The 17148-nt window shown below is 70.0% G+C and carries 17 protein-coding genes; 7 read left to right on the top strand and 10 right to left on the bottom strand.

The features are described 5' to 3' along the window. Window positions 1-21 precede the first annotated feature (21 nt). Window positions 22-1548 carry a glycosyltransferase family 87 protein gene (locus LVB77_RS02440; RefSeq protein WP_232908640.1) on the top strand — a complete coding sequence of 509 codons (1527 nt, stop codon included), beginning with the start codon at window positions 22-24 and terminating at the stop codon, window positions 1546-1548. Window positions 1549-1569: 21 nt separating this feature from the next. Here the strand turns inward: LVB77_RS02440 and rtcA are convergent, their stop codons facing one another. Next, window positions 1570-2589, bottom strand: a complete 1020-nt coding sequence (gene rtcA, locus LVB77_RS02435) for an RNA 3'-terminal phosphate cyclase (RefSeq protein ID WP_232908639.1) — start codon at window positions 2587-2589, stop codon at window positions 1570-1572. Between the two features lie 83 nt (window positions 2590-2672). Next, on the bottom strand, window positions 2673-3899 hold the full coding sequence (locus tag LVB77_RS02430) for an RtcB family protein (protein WP_232908638.1): 1227 nt from the start codon (window positions 3897-3899) through the stop codon (window positions 2673-2675). Window positions 3900-4271: 372 nt separating this feature from the next. On the opposite strand from LVB77_RS02430, the gene rtcR reads away from it, so the two are divergent. The 3 genes from rtcR (at window position 4272) to LVB77_RS02415 (ending at window position 7593) form a co-directional block, all read left to right on the top strand. After that, entirely contained in the window at window positions 4272-5876 is a 1605-nt protein-coding gene (rtcR, locus tag LVB77_RS02425; protein WP_232908637.1) for an RNA repair transcriptional activator RtcR, read from the top strand. Window positions 5877-6207: 331 nt separating this feature from the next. After that, window positions 6208-6762, top strand: a complete 555-nt coding sequence (locus LVB77_RS02420; RefSeq protein WP_232908636.1) for an Ax21 family protein — start codon at window positions 6208-6210, stop codon at window positions 6760-6762. Between the two features lie 234 nt (window positions 6763-6996). Further along, window positions 6997-7593: an outer membrane beta-barrel protein gene (locus tag LVB77_RS02415; protein ID WP_232908635.1), complete on the top strand. Its 597-nt coding sequence runs from the start codon at window positions 6997-6999 to the stop codon at window positions 7591-7593. A 187-nt stretch (window positions 7594-7780) separates the two neighbouring features. Here the strand turns inward: LVB77_RS02415 and LVB77_RS02410 are convergent, their stop codons facing one another. The 6 genes from LVB77_RS02410 to LVB77_RS02385 all read right to left on the bottom strand — a co-directional run bounded on the left by LVB77_RS02410 (window position 7781) and on the right by LVB77_RS02385 (window position 12632). Then, window positions 7781-9319, bottom strand: coding sequence for a hypothetical protein (locus LVB77_RS02410; protein WP_232908634.1), 1539 nt, complete (start codon window positions 9317-9319; stop codon window positions 7781-7783). A gap of 79 nt (window positions 9320-9398) precedes the next feature. After that, window positions 9399-10457, bottom strand: a complete 1059-nt coding sequence (locus tag LVB77_RS02405; RefSeq protein ID WP_232908633.1) for an NAD(P)H-dependent glycerol-3-phosphate dehydrogenase — start codon at window positions 10455-10457, stop codon at window positions 9399-9401. A gap of 24 nt (window positions 10458-10481) precedes the next feature. Next, window positions 10482-10994 (bottom strand): protein-export chaperone SecB, encoded by a 513-nt coding sequence (secB, locus tag LVB77_RS02400; RefSeq protein ID WP_232908632.1) that lies wholly within the window; start codon window positions 10992-10994, stop codon window positions 10482-10484. 150 nt (window positions 10995-11144) lie between these two features. Next, window positions 11145-11582: a rhodanese-like domain-containing protein gene (locus LVB77_RS02395; protein WP_232908631.1), complete on the bottom strand. Its 438-nt coding sequence runs from the start codon at window positions 11580-11582 to the stop codon at window positions 11145-11147. Window positions 11583-11684: 102 nt separating this feature from the next. Continuing rightward, a complete protein-coding gene (locus tag LVB77_RS02390; protein ID WP_232908630.1) occupies window positions 11685-12101 on the bottom strand; it encodes a hypothetical protein in 417 nt (138 codons plus the stop codon). Between the two features lie 72 nt (window positions 12102-12173). Continuing rightward, window positions 12174-12632 carry a YiiD C-terminal domain-containing protein gene (locus LVB77_RS02385; RefSeq protein ID WP_232908629.1) on the bottom strand — a complete coding sequence of 153 codons (459 nt, stop codon included), beginning with the start codon at window positions 12630-12632 and terminating at the stop codon, window positions 12174-12176. 64 nt (window positions 12633-12696) lie between these two features. Between LVB77_RS02385 and LVB77_RS02380 the strand changes: the two genes are divergently transcribed. Genes LVB77_RS02380 through LVB77_RS02370 form a run of 3 tightly spaced genes read left to right on the top strand, consistent with a single transcriptional unit; the run spans window position 12697 to window position 15796 of the window. Next, window positions 12697-13473, top strand: coding sequence for a uroporphyrinogen-III synthase (locus LVB77_RS02380; RefSeq protein ID WP_232908628.1), 777 nt, complete (start codon window positions 12697-12699; stop codon window positions 13471-13473). A gap of 36 nt (window positions 13474-13509) precedes the next feature. Beyond that, on the top strand, window positions 13510-14535 hold the full coding sequence (locus LVB77_RS02375; protein WP_232908627.1) for a uroporphyrinogen-III C-methyltransferase: 1026 nt from the start codon (window positions 13510-13512) through the stop codon (window positions 14533-14535). 7 nt (window positions 14536-14542) lie between these two features. Continuing rightward, a complete protein-coding gene (locus tag LVB77_RS02370; RefSeq protein WP_232908626.1) occupies window positions 14543-15796 on the top strand; it encodes a heme biosynthesis HemY N-terminal domain-containing protein in 1254 nt (417 codons plus the stop codon). A 13-nt stretch (window positions 15797-15809) separates the two neighbouring features. Here the strand turns inward: LVB77_RS02370 and LVB77_RS02365 are convergent, their stop codons facing one another. Beyond that, a complete protein-coding gene (locus LVB77_RS02365) occupies window positions 15810-16370 on the bottom strand; it encodes a hypothetical protein (protein ID WP_232908625.1) in 561 nt (186 codons plus the stop codon). Window positions 16371-16506: 136 nt separating this feature from the next. After that, window positions 16507-17013 (bottom strand): O-acetyl-ADP-ribose deacetylase, encoded by a 507-nt coding sequence (locus LVB77_RS02360; RefSeq protein WP_232908624.1) that lies wholly within the window; start codon window positions 17011-17013, stop codon window positions 16507-16509. Between the last annotated feature and the right edge of the window lie 135 nt (window positions 17014-17148).

Genomic DNA, 17148 nt, shown 5'->3' with positions numbered 1-17148 from the left:
CGCCTCACGGAGCCGCACCGCATGAACCTGTCCGCGCCTCGTATCGCCAGCGAACGCTGGATCGTCGCCGCCTTGATGAGCCTGCTGTTCGCGACCCTGCCCGCCGTGGCGATCGCGGCGTTCGTGCCCAGCGCACTCGCGCCGACGGTGGCGCTGGCCAGCGCGATCGTGTTGGCGGGCCTGGCCACGCCCTGGCTCGCGCGCCGCCTGCCGCACGAATGGGACGGCCTGAGCCGTGCGCATCCGGGCTGGAGCGCGCTGTGGCTGCTGATCGCCATCGCCGCGATCGCACGCACCGCCGGCATCGCCTTGTTCATGGTCGATGCCAACCAGGCGCAGGCCTCGGCGTACTGGTTCGACGAGTTCTACGTGCGCCACAACTGTTTTTCCGGCATGTGGAAAGCCGCCGGCCTGGCCGGCCAGGGCGTGCCCAACCTCTACGACCCCGAGCACTACGGCGGCATGGAAGGCCGCTTCAAGCTCGACGATTTCCTCTATCTGCCGCAGTTCCTGATCCTGCCGCGCGCCGGCATCGCGTTGGGCGGCGGCTTCCTGGAGCTGCGCGCGCTGTGGTTCGCCATCGAAGGCGCCCTGCTGGCGATGAGCGTGCTGATCCTGGGCCGCTGGATCGGCGGCGCGGCCGGCCGCCGCATCGCCCTGCTGTTGCCGGCGCTGTGGCTGAGCACGCCGGTGCTGCTGACCCTGCAGTTGGGCAACTTCCAGATCGCCGCGATCGCGATGTCGCTGCTGGCGATGATGCTGTTCTGGCGCGGGCGTCCGGTGCTGGGCGGCGCGGTGCTCGGCTTCGCCGTGTTCAAGTTGTTTCCGGGCTTGCTGGGCCTGTACCTGCTGGCCGCGCGGCGCTGGCGCGACGCGGCCTGGACGATCGCGTTCTCCGCGCTGTACAGCGTGATCGCGCTGGCCTGGCTGGGCACCGCGCCGTTCGAGGCCTTCTTCCAGTTCCAGGCGCCGCGCATCCTCAGTGGCGAGTCCTGGGCCTTCCTGTGGCTGGACGGCCTGGAGCCGGTGGTGGCGATCAACGACTCGGTACCGGGCCTGGCGGTGAAGCTGGACGCGCTGGGCGTGGGCGGCATGACGCCGGTGGTCGAGAAGGCCGTGTCGTGGGTGTGGACCCTGGTGGTGTTCGCGCTGGCGATTTTCGCCGCGCGCCGCGCCAGCGCGATGTCGCGGCTGGAACTGGTGTCGACCTGGCTGGCGCTGCTGGCGCTGGCCGCGTATCGCAGCCCCTTCGTGCCCGACCACAACGGCCTGTTCGCGCCGATCTGGCTGTGGCTGCTGGTCGCCGCCGGCAGTCGCCTGCAACCCTCGCGCGTGGCCGCGTTGGCGATCGCGTATCTGGGCTTGAGCGCCGTGCTGCCCTTCGGCGGCATGCCGCTGCCCGAACTGCACGGCCGCATGGCGTTGTCGACCTTCAGCCAGGCGATCGCGATCGGCCTGTGCCTGTGGGTGGTGCTGCGCCGGCCGCAGGGCGACACCGCGAACGCGCGCGCATCGGCAACGCCGTCGCCGACGTTGTCGATGGGCTGAGCGCACGCACGGCCGCCGGCCTCAGCCGGCGACCGTCACGCGCCAGTGGTCCGGCGCGATCGGCTGCCAGTCGATTTCCACCGGCAGGAACTTTTCGATCAGGCGCGCATTGCTGCTCAGGTGCTCGCTGATGACGGCGGTGGTGAACGCGCCGCCGCCGGCCAGCGCCATCGGCAGCAGCAACTGATCGGCCAGGTGTTCGCCGACGCAGGCCGGTGAGTCCAGATAGCCACGCACTTCGTCGGCCAGGCGAGCGGCGATCTGCTCGGCTTTCACCCCACGCTCGCCGTGGCCGGTGAAGGTCTCGCAGTGTTCGCTGTGACGCACCTGCACGCTGAGCGCGTTGCCCGGCCCGATCGCCGGACGCACGCTGCGCAGCTCCAACGCGCTTTCGTCCAGTCCCAGGCGCGCGCCCAGCACCTCCAGTTCGCGCTGGCCGATGCTGGCCGACAACGCCGACAGTAGGGCGGTCGCGCGTAGCGATTGCAGCTCGCCGCGCGACTCGAACACGCCGTGGCGCAGCCGCGCGCCGCCCGCCACCGTCGCATGCAGCACGCCGCCACCGGCCGGATAGAAGCCGTGACGCTCCAGGCGCAGCTGCGCGTCCACGCCGATGCGACGCAGCGCCGGCAGGTAGCTGTCGGCGATGAAGTCGGCGCTGGGCGCCAGCGGATTGTGGGTGCCGCCTTCCAGCACCAGTCGCGACGGCGCCTCGCAGCGCCACAGCGCCGGCAACACCGTCTGCAGCACCAGCGTGGTCGAGCCGGCGGTGCCGGTGGCGAAGCGATAGTCGCCCGCCGTCGGCTGCCCGGGCTCGAAGCGCAGGCTGGTCGCGCCCAGGTCGACGCCGTGCACGAAGGCGCGGCCGACCGCCGCGGCCGCATTGACCGCGGTGAGGTGCTGACGCATCAGGCCCGGGCGCGAACGCTTGGCGCGGATGTGCTGCATGGTGAAGCCGATGCCCGTGCACAGGCTCAGGCTCAAGGCGGTGCGCAGCAGTTGCCCGCCGCCTGCCGAGCCGTCGAGTTCGATCATGTCCATTGCGATATTTCCGATAACGAATGCGGACGGAGCCCGGCTCCGTCCGTTTGCTGTTTCCTTCGCGCCGCCCGCGGGCGGCGCATTCAACCCTTCACGCAGACCACCTGACGCAGCGTATGCACGATCTCGACCAAGTCGCTCTGCGCGGCCATCACGGCTTCGATCGGCTTGTACGCGGCCGGCGACTCGTCCACCACCTCCGCGTCCTTGCGGCATTCCACGTGCGCGGTGGCCTTGATGTGGTCGTCCACGCTGATCAGCTTGCGCGCCTGGGTACGGCTCATCACGCGGCCGGCGCCGTGGCTGCAGCTATGGAAGCTGTCGGCGTTGCCCAGGCCGCGCACGATAAAGCTTTTCGCGCCCATGCTGCCCGGAATGATGCCCAACTCGCCCTTGCGCGCGCTCACCGCGCCCTTGCGGGTCACGAACACGTCCTTGCCGAAGTGCTGCTCGCGGTTGACGTAGTTGTGGTGGCAGTTCACCGCCTCGGCCGCGGCCTCGAACGGCTTGGCGATCACCGTGCGCGCCGCCGCGACCACGTGCTGCATCATGATCTCGCGGTTGATGCGCGCGTAACGCTGCGCCCAGTCGACCGCGAACACGTAGTCGGCGTAGTGCTCGCTGCCCTCGGGCAGGTAGGCCAGGTCCTGATCGGGCAGGTTGATCATCCAGCGGCGCATGTCCTGCTTGGCCAGCTCGATGAAGTGGGTGCCGATCGCGTTGCCGACGCCGCGCGAACCCGAGTGCAGCATGAACCACACGCGCTGCTCCTCGTCCAGGCAGACCTCGACGAAATGGTTGCCCGTACCCAGGGTACCCAGATGGTTGAGGTTGTTGGTGTTCTTCAGGCGCGGATGGCGCTCGCAGATGCGCTGGAAGTCGGCGACCAACTGCGTCCAACCCTCGATCGCGCGCTCGGGCGGATTCTGCCAGGCGCCCTTGTCGCGCACGCCGCGGCCGGTGGTGCGGCCGTGCGGCACCGCGCGCTCGATCGCGCTGCGCAGCCCGGACAGATCGTCCGGCAGGTCGCTGGCGGTCAGCGTGGTGCGCGCGGCGATCATGCCGCAGCCGATGTCCACACCCACCGCCGCCGGCACGATCGCGCCGATGGTCGGCACCACCGAACCCACGGTCGCGCCCTTGCCCAGGTGCACGTCCGGCATCACCGCGATCCAGCGGTGGATGAAGGGCAGCTTGGCGATGTTCTGCAGCTGCTGGCGCGCTTCGTCCTCCAGCGGAACGCCGCGAGTCCACAGCTTGATAGGGGCGGAGCCGGGCTCCTGGATGACGTCGTAGTTGTGCGTGCTCATGGGATCACTCTATCGGTGTGGGTGTTGCGGTCTAGGTCGCCGCGACGCGGGAAAGCGATGCGGCGATGAAGTGCAGCGGATGACGGGCGATGCGTTCGCGGTGCCGGACCGAAGTCCGAGTACCTGCGCCTCCCCCCGCCCGGCTGGCCCTATTGCCAGCCGGGCACCACTGAGGGGTTGGTCCCGAACCGGCCTGCGCAGCGTGCGCAGGTGGCTCGGGGCCGCACTAGGCTTAGAGCAATCGCCGTGCCAACTTCGGGCGATGAATCTAAATCACTGATAAATAAGATGTTATCGAGATAGCAGCAGCACGACCGGTTCGAATGCTTCCATATTTCGTATATTGGAGGCGAAGTTTTTATAGGAACGGATATGCGCAAGCGCCAAGTCGTGATCGGCATGCTCGGCACCATGCTCGACAGCGGCACCGGCCCCGGACGCTGGGAGAAGTGGCGGCCGACGGTATCGCTGGGCATGCACCAGGACTTCCTGCTCGACCGGCTGGAGCTGCTGCTGGACCAGCGCCGCTACGGCAAACTGGCCCAGGTGGTGCAAGAGGATCTGGGCCAGGCCTCGCCGGAAACGCAGGTGCGCTTGCACGACACCTACCTGTCCGATCCCTGGGACTTCGAGGGCGTGTACGCGACGCTGCACGACTTCCTGGCCGGCTACGCGTTCAAGCCGGACGAGGAGGACTACTACGTCCACATCACCACCGGCACCCACGTCAGCCAGATCTGCTGGTTCCTGCTGACCGAGAGCCGGCACTTTCCCGGCCGCCTGCTGCAGACCTCGCCGCCGCGCAAGCAGGGCGGCGCCGATCCGGGCACCTACGCGGTGATCGACCTGGACCTGTCGCGCTACGACCTGATCGCGCAGCGCTTCCAGCAGCAGCAATTGCAGGACCGCGACCTACTCAAGAGCGGCATCGCCACCCGCAATCCCGCCTTCAACCGCATGATCGAGCAGATCGAAACCGTGGCCACGCGCTCGCGCGCGCCGATGCTGCTGATGGGGCCGACCGGAGCCGGCAAGAGCCAGCTGGCCAAGCGCGTGTTCGAGCTGAAGAAGCTCAAGCACCAGCTGCCAGGCCAGTTCGTCGAGGTCAACTGCGCCACCCTGCGCGGCGACGGCGCGATGAGCTCGCTGTTCGGCCACGTCAAGGGCGCCTACACCGGCGCCGCCGGCGACCGCGCCGGCCTGCTGCGCTCGGCGCACCGCGGCCTGCTGTTCCTGGACGAGATCGGCGAGCTGGGCCTGGACGAGCAGGCGATGCTGCTGCGCGCGCTGGAGGAAAAGCGTTTCCTGCCGGTGGGCAGCGACAAGGAGGTCGAGAGCGACTTCCAGCTGATCGCCGGCACCAACCGCGACCTGCACGAGGCCGTGCAGCAGGGGCGCTTCCGCGACGACCTGCTGGCGCGCCTGAACCTGTGGACCTACCGGCTGCCGGGCCTGGCCGAACGCCCCCAGGACATCGAGCCCAACCTGGATTTCGAACTCGAGCGCTGGTCGCGCGAGCAGCATCAGCGCGTGGCCTTCAACCGCGAGGCGCGCGAACGCTATCTGCGCTACGCCACCAGCGCCGAGGCCATCTGGAGCGGCAACTTCCGCGACCTGGGCGCGTCGGTGATGCGCATGGCCACCCTGGCCAACGCCGGACGCATCCAGACCGCGCAGGTCGAGGAGGAAATCGAGCGCCTGCGCCGGCTGTGGCGATCGGGCCGGCCGGCCTCGCCGCTGCAGGCGCTGCTGGGCGAGCGCTGGGAGCAGCTGGACCGTTTCGACCGCGTGCAACTGGAAGACGTGCTGCGCGCCTGCGCGCGCGCCAAGTCGCTGTCGCAGGCCGGGCGCGAGCTGTTCGCGGTCTCGCGCGGACAGCGCGCGAGCACCAACGACGCCGATCGCCTGCGCAAGTACCTGGCGCGTTTCGGGCTGGACTGGGACGCGATACGCGACAGCGCCACCGAGCTCGCCTGAGCGCGAGCGGCCGCGTTGGACGGCGATGCGCGCCAGGCAAAGCGGCGCAATCGCCGGCGTTGGCAGGCCTGCATGTAAACGGTGCCAATCCGCATTCATCCGCCGTTTTGTTCGGCGAATACTGTGCAAACCCTTTGTTTACAAGCATTTAACAGGCATGACTTTCGGCGCGACCGTGCACGAACAGCAGAGTTCCTAAACTTCCAGGTACAAAATTCAGCTTCGATTGAATCGGCGCTTGGATACTGCGCCACATCCGAATCACAAGAGCCGCCCCACCCCGAGGCGCCGCGATTCGGACGAACAAAACCAATAAGAGGCTGAGACCTTTATGAAGCGCACTTTGCTTGCCCTGACCCTGCTTGCCGCCCTGCCGTTCGCCGCCTCCGCGGCCGAGGGCGTGTCCTACAACTACGTCGAAGGCGGCTACGCCAAGACCAACACCGATGGCGGCGACGCCGACGGCTGGGCCCTGAACGGCTCGGGCGCGATCGCCGACAACTTCCACATCTTCGGCGGCTACAGCAAGCAGGAGATCGACAACACCAACATCGATTTCGACCAGTGGCGCGTCGGCCTGGGCTACAACCACGAGCTGAACTCGCGCGTCGACCTGCTGACCCGCGTGGCCTACGAGAAGTTCGACGCCGGCCAGGGTCTGGACTTCAACGGCTACAGCGTCGAAGCCGGCGTCAACGGCGTGCTGACCCCGAACATCCAGGGCTACGCGCTGGCCGGTTACGAGGACTACGAGAAGTCGGACGGCGAGTTCTACGGCCGCGTCGGCGCTCTGGTCAAGTTCAACGACACCTGGGGCGTGAACGGCGACGTCAAGTTCGTCGACGGCGATACCCAGTTCTTCGTTGGCCCGCGCATCAGCTTCTAAGCGCGAGCGCGGCACCCCGTACCAATCGCGATTTCTCTCTCTCCCCCGAACGTCGCGATCGAGCCCGGCCCCGGCCGGGCTCTTTTTTTGCGCCGAACCGGTGGAACCTGCGCTAGGCCGGCTCCAGGCAAAACCGTGTTGCCTTTGGCAGTTGTAGCGGTGTGAATTTTTCGTTAGTGTGCGCCCCGCCGCAATGCGGCATGGACGCAAACCACATATCAGGATTGAGAATTCATGAAGAAGCAACTCGTGCTGGCAGCGCTGCTGGCCTCCGCCCCGTTCGTCGCCTCGGCCGAGGGCCTGAGCTATTCCTACGTCGAAGGCGGCTACACCCGCGTCAACGCCGACACCGGCATCTCGGGCTTCGACCCGGAGCTGGACGGCGGCTACATCCGCGGTTCGGCTGAGCTGGGCGAAAACTTCACCATCTTCGGCGGCTACAGCAAGACGCAGGACGACGTGCGTTTCAGCGGCTTCAGCTTCGACACCGACTTCGAAACCGCCGAAATCGGTTTCGGCTACCACGCCGACATCAGCGACCGCGCCGACTTCATCGCCGAGCTGTCGTACCTGCGTCAGGAAATCGACATCGACGGCATCAGCGGCGAAGCCAAGGGCGGCAAGCTCAACCTCGGTATCCGCGGCGAGATGACCGACAACCTGGAAGGCTGGGTCAAGGCCGGTTACGTCGACGGCGGCGACTTCGAAGGCGACTTCGTCGGCACCCTCGGCGGCCAGTACAAGTTCAACCAGACCTGGGGCATCGTGGGCGAAGTCGAGTTCAACGACGAGACCACCCAGTACATGATCGGCGCTCGCGCCAGCTTCTGATTTTCCCGGAAGCGGTACGATCCTGAAAAAGCCCGGTTCGCCGGGCTTTTTCTTTGGGCGTTCCATTCGCGGCGGCGCCAGCGCGACCGCGCTTTCACGGACACAAGTTCGTAGGATGCGGCGAGCGCAGCGAACCGCATCGCCGCGACACGCCGCACGCGTATGACGGCGCGGTTTACGCCGCGGCCTACTCCTCGGGCGGCGCCTCGCCTTCGCCCTCGGCGGGCAGCTTCTCCAGCAGCTCGCGCAGCGATTGCTCGACCTCGCGCTCCAACTGCTTCTGGTTGACCGCCGCGGCGTTGGCCAGATCGAGTTCCTCGCAGGCAACCGAGCGCGGCTCGTCGTGGCAGACCTTGCGGATGCCGGTCAGCAGCTGCTCGTCGCCGGTGTTGTGGTAGGCCGTGACCACGTTGCCGCAACCTTCGCGCACGTGCATGGCGCAGACCTTGTCGTAGTACGCCGCCGCGCGCTTCCAGTCGCCGCTCAGCGCCGCGCCGTGGCCGGCGCCCATGCACGAGGACATGGAGCCACGCGCGCAGCAGGCCTCGTTGCCGCCCGGATCGGCGAGCGCGCATTGGTCGACGCGGTAGGGCGTTTCGATGATGCGGTCGCTGGCGACCGGCATCGGCACCGGCTTGCAGGTGGCCGGCTGGCCGCGCAGGTAGACGGTGAATCGGGTCCAGTCGTCCATGCCGACCAGAGTGTCCTCGCCCAGCCAGCGCAGCACGAAGTCGTCGCCCTTGTCGTGGCGTACCAGCACCTGGTCTTCGCGCAGGCGGTAGCGCATCGTCGGTTCGCCGTCGGCGGATGCGGCGACCGCGCGTTCGTCGCCGAAACGGAACACGTCGAACAATCCGCCCTCGCCGCTGGCATAAGTGCCGCAGGGCTGCTGCGGCTTGCGCCGCGGCGGACCGTCGGTCAGCTCGACCACCTTCAGGCCCTGCGCGTGCTTGCAGGCCTGCGCGCTCAGGCGCCATTCGCAGGCCTGCGCCAGCGTGTCGCGCGCGCTGGCGTAACGACCGGCGATCCAGTGCTGCTCGGCCAGCGAAGTGCAGGCCTTGGCCGAGCGCACCTCCTCGCAGCCCACGCGCAGCGCGGCCAGCTCCGGCGCGGTCACCGGCTTGGTGCGGAACAGATAGAGCACCGGGTTCGGATCCTCGGGCGCCAGCGCCTTGGTCCATTCCTCGCAGGCGTAGGGACTGGCGTCGCGGCGGCAGTAGGCCTCCAGGCGCGCGATGCGCTGCTCGGGCGGGGTTTGCTCGTCGTAGAGCAACCGGTCGACGCAGGCCTGGATATCGCCGGCGGCGCAGGCCAGGCGATCCTGATCGGCCTTGGGCGTGCCCTCCGGCGCGATCGCGACGCCGGCGCCGCCGGTGGGCACGCAGACGGCGGGATCGTGGCGGGTGTAGGTGATCGGCTCGCTGCGCAGCTCGCCGGGCAGCAGCACCAGACGCTCGCCGTCGGCTTCGATGCGGTAGCCGTCGAGCAGGGCGCTGTCGGCGTGGCGCATCCACAGGGTGTCGCCGTCGATGCGGTAGCGCCAGGCGTCGCTGGTGCGGAAGCCCTCGCGATCGTGGGCGCTCACGCTGTTGCCGGCGAAGTTCAGCAGCGGCGCGTAGTCGCTGTCCGGCCGGTACTCGCCGCAAGGCGGGACGGCGGACGGGGCGGCTTGAGCGGACGCGGAAAAACACAGCAGCAGCGGCAGGGCCGCGAGTAACGCGCGCATCGGAAGTCCGTTTCGTCGGGAGGCGCGCTAGTGTGGCGCCGACGCGGTCGCAGGCCAAGGCGCGCGATGCGCGCCGGGCTCAGCCGAACAGGTCGTGCGGGTACTCGGGCTTCTGTTCGCGCGCCAGCAACTGGCGCAGGCCGTCGGCGGGCGTGATCGTGCCGTGCAGCACGGCCTGGACCGCGCTGGAGATCGGCAGTTCGATGCCGTGGCGCTGCGCCTGGCGCATGACTTCGTCGGCGGTCTGCACCGACTCGACCACCTGGCCGATCTCGCGCACGGCGGCGTCGATGCTCTGGCCGCGGCCCAGCGCGAGGCCCAGGCGGCGGTTGCGCGACAGGTCGCCGGTGCAGGTCAGCACCAGATCGCCCAGGCCGGCCAGGCCCATCAGGGTTTCCGGCTGGCCGCCGATGGCGTGGTTGAGGCGCAGCATCTCGTTGAGGCCGCGCGTGATCAAACCGGCGCGCGCGTTGAGACCCAGCTGCATGCCGTCGGCGACGCCGGTGGCGACGGCGAGCACGTTCTTCATCGCGCCGCCGAGTTCGGCGCCGAGCATGTCGTCGCCGGTGTAGGCGCGGAAGCTGGGACCGTGCAGCACGCCGGCGACGGCGCGCGCGAACGCGGCATCGTCGGAATGCACGGTCAGCGCGGTGGGCAGGCCCTGCGCGACTTCCTTGGCGAAAGACGGGCCGGTGACCACGGCCAGCGGCACCGCTACGCCCAATACGTCGCCGGCGACCTCGTGCAGGAAGCGGCCGCTGCCGGGCTCGAAGCCCTTGGTCGCCCAGGCCACGCCCGCGTGCGCGGGACGGTGCGGCGCGAGCGCGCGCAGGGTTTGCGCGAAAGCGTGCGAGGGCACCACCACCAGCACCAGGTCGGCGCCGGCCAACGCGGCCGCCATGTCGGCGGTCGCGTGCAGCGATTCGGGTAGGGCGATGCCCGGCAGGTAGCGCGGGTTTTCGTGTTGCGATTCGATCGCCGCGACGCCGTCGGCGTCGCGGCCCCACAGCACGGTCGGATGACCGTGGCGGGCGATCAGGGCGGCGAGCGCGGTGCCCCAGGAGCCCGCGCCCAGCACCGCGACGCGCGGCGGGGTCTCACGTTCCTCGGGAGCGGGAGACGTCGCGTCCGTGCCCATGCGTGATCCGATCGCGGGCGGCCCTCAGGCGTTGCCCGCGGTCTCCGCGTCGGCCAGACCGCCCTGCTGCTGCGCGGCGCGCTGACGCAGGCCTTCGGCGTACAGGGCGTCGAAGTTGATCGGCTGCAGGAAGAACGGCGGGAAGCCGCCGGACTGGATCAGGTCGCTGACCAGCTGACGCGCGTACGGATACAGCACGTTCGGGCAGTGGGTGCCCAGCATGCCGTCCAGGGTGGCCTCGTCGAAGCCGGCCAGGCCGAACACGCCGGCCTGCTTCACTTCCACCAGGTACATCGGCTTGTCGGCGGCGGTGCAGGTCAGGGTGATGCCCAGCACGACTTCGAACGCGGCGTCGTTGAGGCGCTGCACGCTCTGGTTGAGGTTCATCTGCAGCTGCGGCTGCGTGGTCTCGTTGAACACCGCCGGCGCGCCGGGGACTTCGAAGGAGACGTCCTTCACGTAGATCTTTTCGACCGTGAACGCCGGACCGGCGGCTTCGACCGGCGCGACGGCGCCGTTGACGTTTTCTTCGGACATCGGATGACTCCAGCGGTGTTAAGTGTTTGATGGTGCGGCCGAAACCGCGGAAAGAGGCCGATTATGGCATGCGTGATGAAGCTCGCCCCGCGTTCAGGCGTGGGGGCGCCGCGGGCGGTGCGCAAGGGCCGCCGCGCACGGCGGCCGCGATCAGGCGCGGCCCTTGACCAGCGGCAGATCGGCCTGCTGCCAGGCCTGCACGCCGCCGTCGAGCCAATAGACCTTCTCGAAACCGGCCTTCTTCAGGCGCTTGGCGGCATCGGCCGAGGCCTGGCCGTTGCGGCAGACCATGACCACCGGCAGCGCCTTGGCGCTGGCCAGCAGCTTGTTCTCGGGATCGAACTGGCTGGGCGCGACCGAACGGCTGCCGGCGATGTGGCCCTTCTCGAAATCGTTGGTCGCCGACAGGTCGACCACCAGCGCGTTCTCGCGGTTGATCAGGCCGGTCAGCTCGGCCGGACGCAGGGCCTTGTAGCCGCGGAACAGGCGCGCGCTCTCGGTGTAGAGCAGTGCGACGGTCAGGCCGACCAGACCCATCGACAGGAACATGTGGCGGCTGCCGAAGGCGAGCAGTTCTTCTAAGGTCACAGGATCACGGGGGCGGACGGATGGGGGCGCGATTGTCGCCCAGCACGGCGGGCGGCGCAAAAAAGCCCGTCCCGGCCCGTCGCGACGGGCCCGGGGCGCGGCTTACAGGCCGTCCCAGAGGTCCGGCAGGCCGGAGACCAGCCACCAGGTCTTGGCGATCGGATCCCAGCGCCATTCCTCGCGGTAGCGCACGGTGCGCTCGGCCTGGGTGTGGCGGTTGATCACGCCGATCTCGATGTCGCGCACCGCCAGCCCGAGCTCCTTGTCCATGCTGGAGCCGATGTCGCGGTAGGAGGACACCTGGACCTGCTTGTAGCGCTCCAGCTCCAGCGCGGTGACCGGGTGCTCTTTGCGGTACTTGGGGTCGATCAGGTTCTGCGCCTGCTCGAACTCGCCCCAGCGGATCGCGCCGGACCAGGCGTACTGGTTGGTGTCCAGGCTGTTGGTCTTCTTGCTGGCCAGGGCGCCGCCGGCGACCGCGCACAGGCACAGCAGCAGCAGAACTTTGAACAGGCGCATCGCAACTCTCCGGCAAGGGACCGCGTCGGCCGACATGCTAGCCGGTTCCGCGCGCGCTGTCGGTGCCGGCGATCAGCTTCGCGCTATGGCGACGTAGCGGGCGGTGAAGTCGGTCGCCACGCCGCCTTCGGGCAGCCGCACCCGTGCCACCAGACCCGTGCGAGCCCGTCCGCGCTCGCGCAGCGTGCTCAGGAAGCCGTCCCAGTCGGCGTCGGCGGCAAGCTCGGCGTCGACGTCGATGTCGGCGAACAGGGGGGCGAGGTAGCGGATTTGGCTGTCGGCCACATAAACGTCGGCATCCAGGCCGGCCTGTTCCAGGCGCAGCGAGACCAGTCCCCACGAGGCCAGCGTCATCATCGAGGCCAGGCTGCCGCCGAAGGCGCAGCCCTTGTCGTTCACGTGTTGCGCCAGCGGCGCGTGCAGGCGCAGGCGCTGGCCGTCGTAGTCGGCGACGTCGATCTGCATGGCCGCCACCGGCGGCATCGACTGGTAGTGGTGACGCAAACGTTGCAAGGCTTCTTCGAGGCTCATGAGGCACGCGCTGGGGGAGGCGGATGGGATGCCGCGGCTCGCGCGGCTGTGCCAAGCTGCCGGCATGCATCCGCGCACACCGCCACAGCCGCCGCGATGGTACGTGATCTCGCTGCGGCCCAGCGGCGGACACGCGACCCTGCGCCGGGCGGCGGCGCGGTTGGGCGCGCAGACCATCGCGCTGTCGCCATGGCGCCTGCGCCGCTGCGACGACGAGGCCGCGCGCGACGCGCTGGCGGCCGCGCTGGCCGCACCGTACGCGGTCTTCACCAGCCCCGAGGCGGTGCGCGCCGCGCATGCGCTGCGGCCCTTGCGCGACGACGGCCGTCGCGAGTGGTTCGCGGTCGGCGCCGGCAGCGCCGCGGCCCTCCGCCGCGCCGGCATCGGCCGCGTACATGCGCCGCAGCGGATGGACAGCGAAGGCCTGCTGGCGCTGCTCGACAGCTACGACCTGGCCGGGCGCGAACTGGGCCTGATCACCGCGCCCGGCGGACGCGGCGCGCTGACCCCGGCGCTGCAGGCGCGCGGCGCGCGGGTGCTGCGCGCCGACGTCTACCTGCGGGTGCCGATCGCGCCCGCGCCGCGCGCGATCGCGCGCCTGCGCGCGCTGGACGCGCCCGCCGCACTGGCCCTGTCCAGCGGCGACGCGTTGCAACGCGTGCTGGAACTGCTGCCCGACGACGCCGCGCGGGCGCTGCGCGGCGCCACCGTCCTGGCCGCCAGCGAACGCCTGGCGACGCTGGCGCGGGAGCTGGGTTTCGCCCAGCTCCGGGTCGCCGCCGGACCGCGTCCGCGCGAGCTGCTGGCGGCGGCGCCGGCGGCACTGCGTCACGGTTCCTGATTGCAACGGCGAGGCTTCCGGTAGCATGGCGGTGTCATGAGCGACTCCCCCGAAGCTTCCGCCCCGGCCTCCCCCTCCTACCGGCCCGCCTCCGACGTGTCTGCACCCACGCCCACTCCCCGCCGTACCTCGTTCGCCTGGCTCTGGCTGCTGTTGCTCGTCCTGCTCGCGGGCGGCGGCTGGTACGGCTGGAAGCAATGGCAGATGCGCGAAGCGCGCGATCGCGCCGCGGTCGCCGACGCCGACCTGCGCCTGGATGCGCTGGACGAGCGCATCAACGCGCTGCGCAACGATCAGCGTTCGCAGAACCGGCGCCTGCAGCAGGCCGATGCGACCAACCGCGTGTTGCGCGACGAACTGCACGGCATCGGCACCCGCGCCAGCCTGATCGAGGACAGCGTGTCCAAGCTGGCCGATCCCGACCGCCACGGCGCCCAGGCCATGCGTCTGGACGAAACCGAATTGCTGCTGACCCTGGGCCAGCAACGCCTGCAGATCGCCGGCGACCTGGCCGGCGCGCGCCGCGCCTACGCGCTGGCCGGCGGCGTGCTCGACGGCATCGACGATCCGGCCTATCTCAGCCTGCGTCAGACCCTGATGCAGGAGCGTGCCGCGCTGGATGCGCTGGGCATCGATCCGCGCGTGCGCGCGGGCGCGCAGCTGGACGCGTTCGCGCGCACGCTGAGCCTGGCGCCGGTGCGCGACGCGCAGCAGGCCGCGCCGCAAGCGCCGTGGTGGCAGCGCGCGTTCGGCAACATCGTCGACGTCCAGCCCAGCGACGGCGCGGTCGCGCTGCGTCCGGCCGATCGCGCGATCGCGCTGGCCGGGCTGCAACTGGAAATCTCGCTCGCGCGCGCGGCGGCCGAACGCCGCGACGAGGCCGGCTACCGCAACGCGCTGACCCGCGCCGACGGTTGGCTGCAACGTCTGGCGCCGGCCTCGGCCGCGCAGACGCGCCAGCGCGACACCCTCAAATCGCTGGCCGCCTTGCCGCTTTCACTGTCGGTTCCCACCCTGGGCAGCACACTGCAGCAACTGCGCCAGTTGCGCACCACGCGTTGAGGCCTGGATGAATCTGTTCCGCAACCTGCTGTTCTGGATCGTGCTGGCCCTGGCCGGCGCCCTGGTCGCACAACTGTTGGTGCAGGACCCGGGCTATGTGCTGGTGCGCTACGGCGGCAACGACTACACCACCAACGTCCCCAAGGCGATCCTCATCGCCGGCGCGACCCTGATCGGCCTGTGGCTGGCCTGGAAGGTGCTGTCGCTGCCGTTCGCCGCCGTGCGCCGGCACCGCAAGAAGCAGGCACGCGCGCGTCTGATCGATGGTCTGGACGCCTTGCATCAGGGGCACTGGTCGCGCGCCGAGAAGTCGCTGGCCCTGGCCGCGCGCAGCGACGAGGTCGCGGCGATCGCGCACGTCGGCGCCGCCCAAGCCGCCGCCGCGCGCGGCGATGCCACCGCCAGCGCGCAGCACCTGGACACGCTGGGCAACAGCGGCCACCCGACCGCACGCGCGATCGCCGCGGCCGAACTGGCGCTGGCCGACGACCGCGCCGCCGATGCCCTGGCCGCGCTGGATGCGCCGGGCGCGCAACCGTTGCCGCCGCGCGGCCTGATCCTGCGCGCGCGCGCGTTGGCCGCGCTGGGCCGCGCCGGCGAGGCCTACGGTTTGCTGGGCGCGCTGCGTCAGCAACAGGCGGTGCCGGCCGAGCGCCTGGGCCGGCTGGAAGCGCAGTGGGCGGAAGCCTCTCTGCGCGAAGCCGCCGACGCCAACGTGCTCGCCGATCGTTGGGAAGCCTTGCCCAAGCCGCTCAAGAGCGAGCCCGCCGCCGTCGGCGCCTATGCCGAGCGCGCCGCCGCGCTGCGCTGGGAAGAAGCCGCGGCCAAGAGTCTGGAACAGGCCTTGGACACGCGCTGGGACGAGTCGCTGGCCGCGCTCTACGGACGCCTGCCGATCGGCCGCCTGGACGCGCGCCGCAGCAACGCCGAGCGCTGGCTGTCCGCGCACCCGGCCAGTCCGGCGCTGCTGGTGACGCTGGCGCAGCTGGCGCGCGCGCAGGGCCAGTGGCCGCAGGCCGAGGCCTATCTGCATCGCGCGCTGGCGCAGGGCGCCAACAGCGAAGCCTGGGAAGAGCTGGGCCACGGGTTCGCCGCCGCCGGCGACGATGCGCGCGCGCGCCTGAGTTATGCCAACGCCCTGCGCGCCGCGCGCGGCGAAGCGGCCGAGGAGCTGCCGGGCCGGGACCTGCGCCAGAAGATCTTCGATGAGGCCGTGGTCGAGGAACGCGACGAACACGGCATGCCGCGCCTGCGCGGCTGAACCCTCGCGCGCCTCAGCGCCCGCCCAGGTAGGTCGGCAGGCTCGCCAGGAACTGCGGGCCGCAGCCTTTGAAGCGTGTGTAGACCGGGCCGATGTGGCTGGGCGCGAGGATGCGCGCCATGCCCACGCCGACCAGCAGCAGCGTCAACAGGCTCACCGCGCCGGCCAGGATCACCCAACCGCGCTGCTGATCCACGCCGACGAACATCAGCGCGATGCCCAGCGGCGCGCTGAGCAGGGCCAGGCCCAGGCCGATCCGCCGCCGTTGCAGGTGGCGCGCGCACAACCCCGCGCTGACGCGCACCTGCTTGCGCACCAGCACCGCGACCAGCAGATAGATCAGCAGGTTGAACAGGATCAGCAGGTACCACGCCGGCGAATGCCAGTAGTAACGGCGGTGCTTGATCGGCTGCAGCGCAGGCGCATTGCACTTGATGCAGCGCTGCGGCAGCTTGCACTCCGCGCGCACCACCAGCACCGAGCCTTCGCGCCAGCAATCGCCGTCGAGCTCGAGCCGGGTCGGCGCGACGTACAGCGGCGCTTTCGGCGCCTGATACGGATTGAATGCGGTCATCGCTTCCCCTGTCCTTGGCGATCGCGGCCGCGTCCGTACGCCGTCGGGCCGATGGACGCGCCGCCTGCGCCCGCCATCCCCATGGCGGCGCGCCGCGCCTGTGCCGGCGAGGATACGGCGCGTCCGCGGCGCTTGCCTAGCCGCTTGCGAGCAATGCGCGATACACCGCCAGGTCGGCGGCGGAAAAACAGCAGAACCGTACGCGCGGCGGTCGCGCCTGCGCGACCAGTGCCGCGGACACGGTCGCGATCGCGATGCGCGCGGCGGCTTCGATCGGATAGCCGTAGATGCCGGTGCTGATCGACGGGAACGCGATCGATTCCAGCCCGTGCCGCTGCGCGATGGCCAGCGCGTTGCGATAGCACGCCGCCAGGGTCTGCGCCTCGCCGTGGTCGCCGCCGCGCCAGACCGGTCCGACGGTATGGATCACGTGGCGTGCCGGCAAGCGGTAGCCGCGCGTGAGCTTGGCCTCGCCAGGCTTGCAGCCGCCGAGCAAGCGGCATTCGGCGACCAGCTCCGGTCCGGCGGCACGGTGGATCGCCCCGTCGACGCCGCCACCGCCCAATAGGCTGCTGTTGGCGGCGTTGACGATGGCGTCGACCTCGAGGGTGACGATGTCGGCCTGCAGCGCGTCGGGATTCATGCGGGGCCTAAGTGGCGGCTGGGGCGCAATAGCTCTGGGGTAGGCGCGGCGCGAGCCGCGATGTTGCCGTAGCCGTGCAGGTTACGCCGCCGCTCGGACTTCCGGGTCGCGGCTTATGAACGAAGGAAATCCCTG

Source organism: Lysobacter sp. 5GHs7-4 (genome assembly GCF_021284765.1).
Taxonomy (GTDB): domain Bacteria; phylum Pseudomonadota; class Gammaproteobacteria; order Xanthomonadales; family Xanthomonadaceae; genus Lysobacter.
Note: the sequence above shows the minus strand (reverse complement) of the source record. Positions and strands in the feature narration are given on the sequence as shown.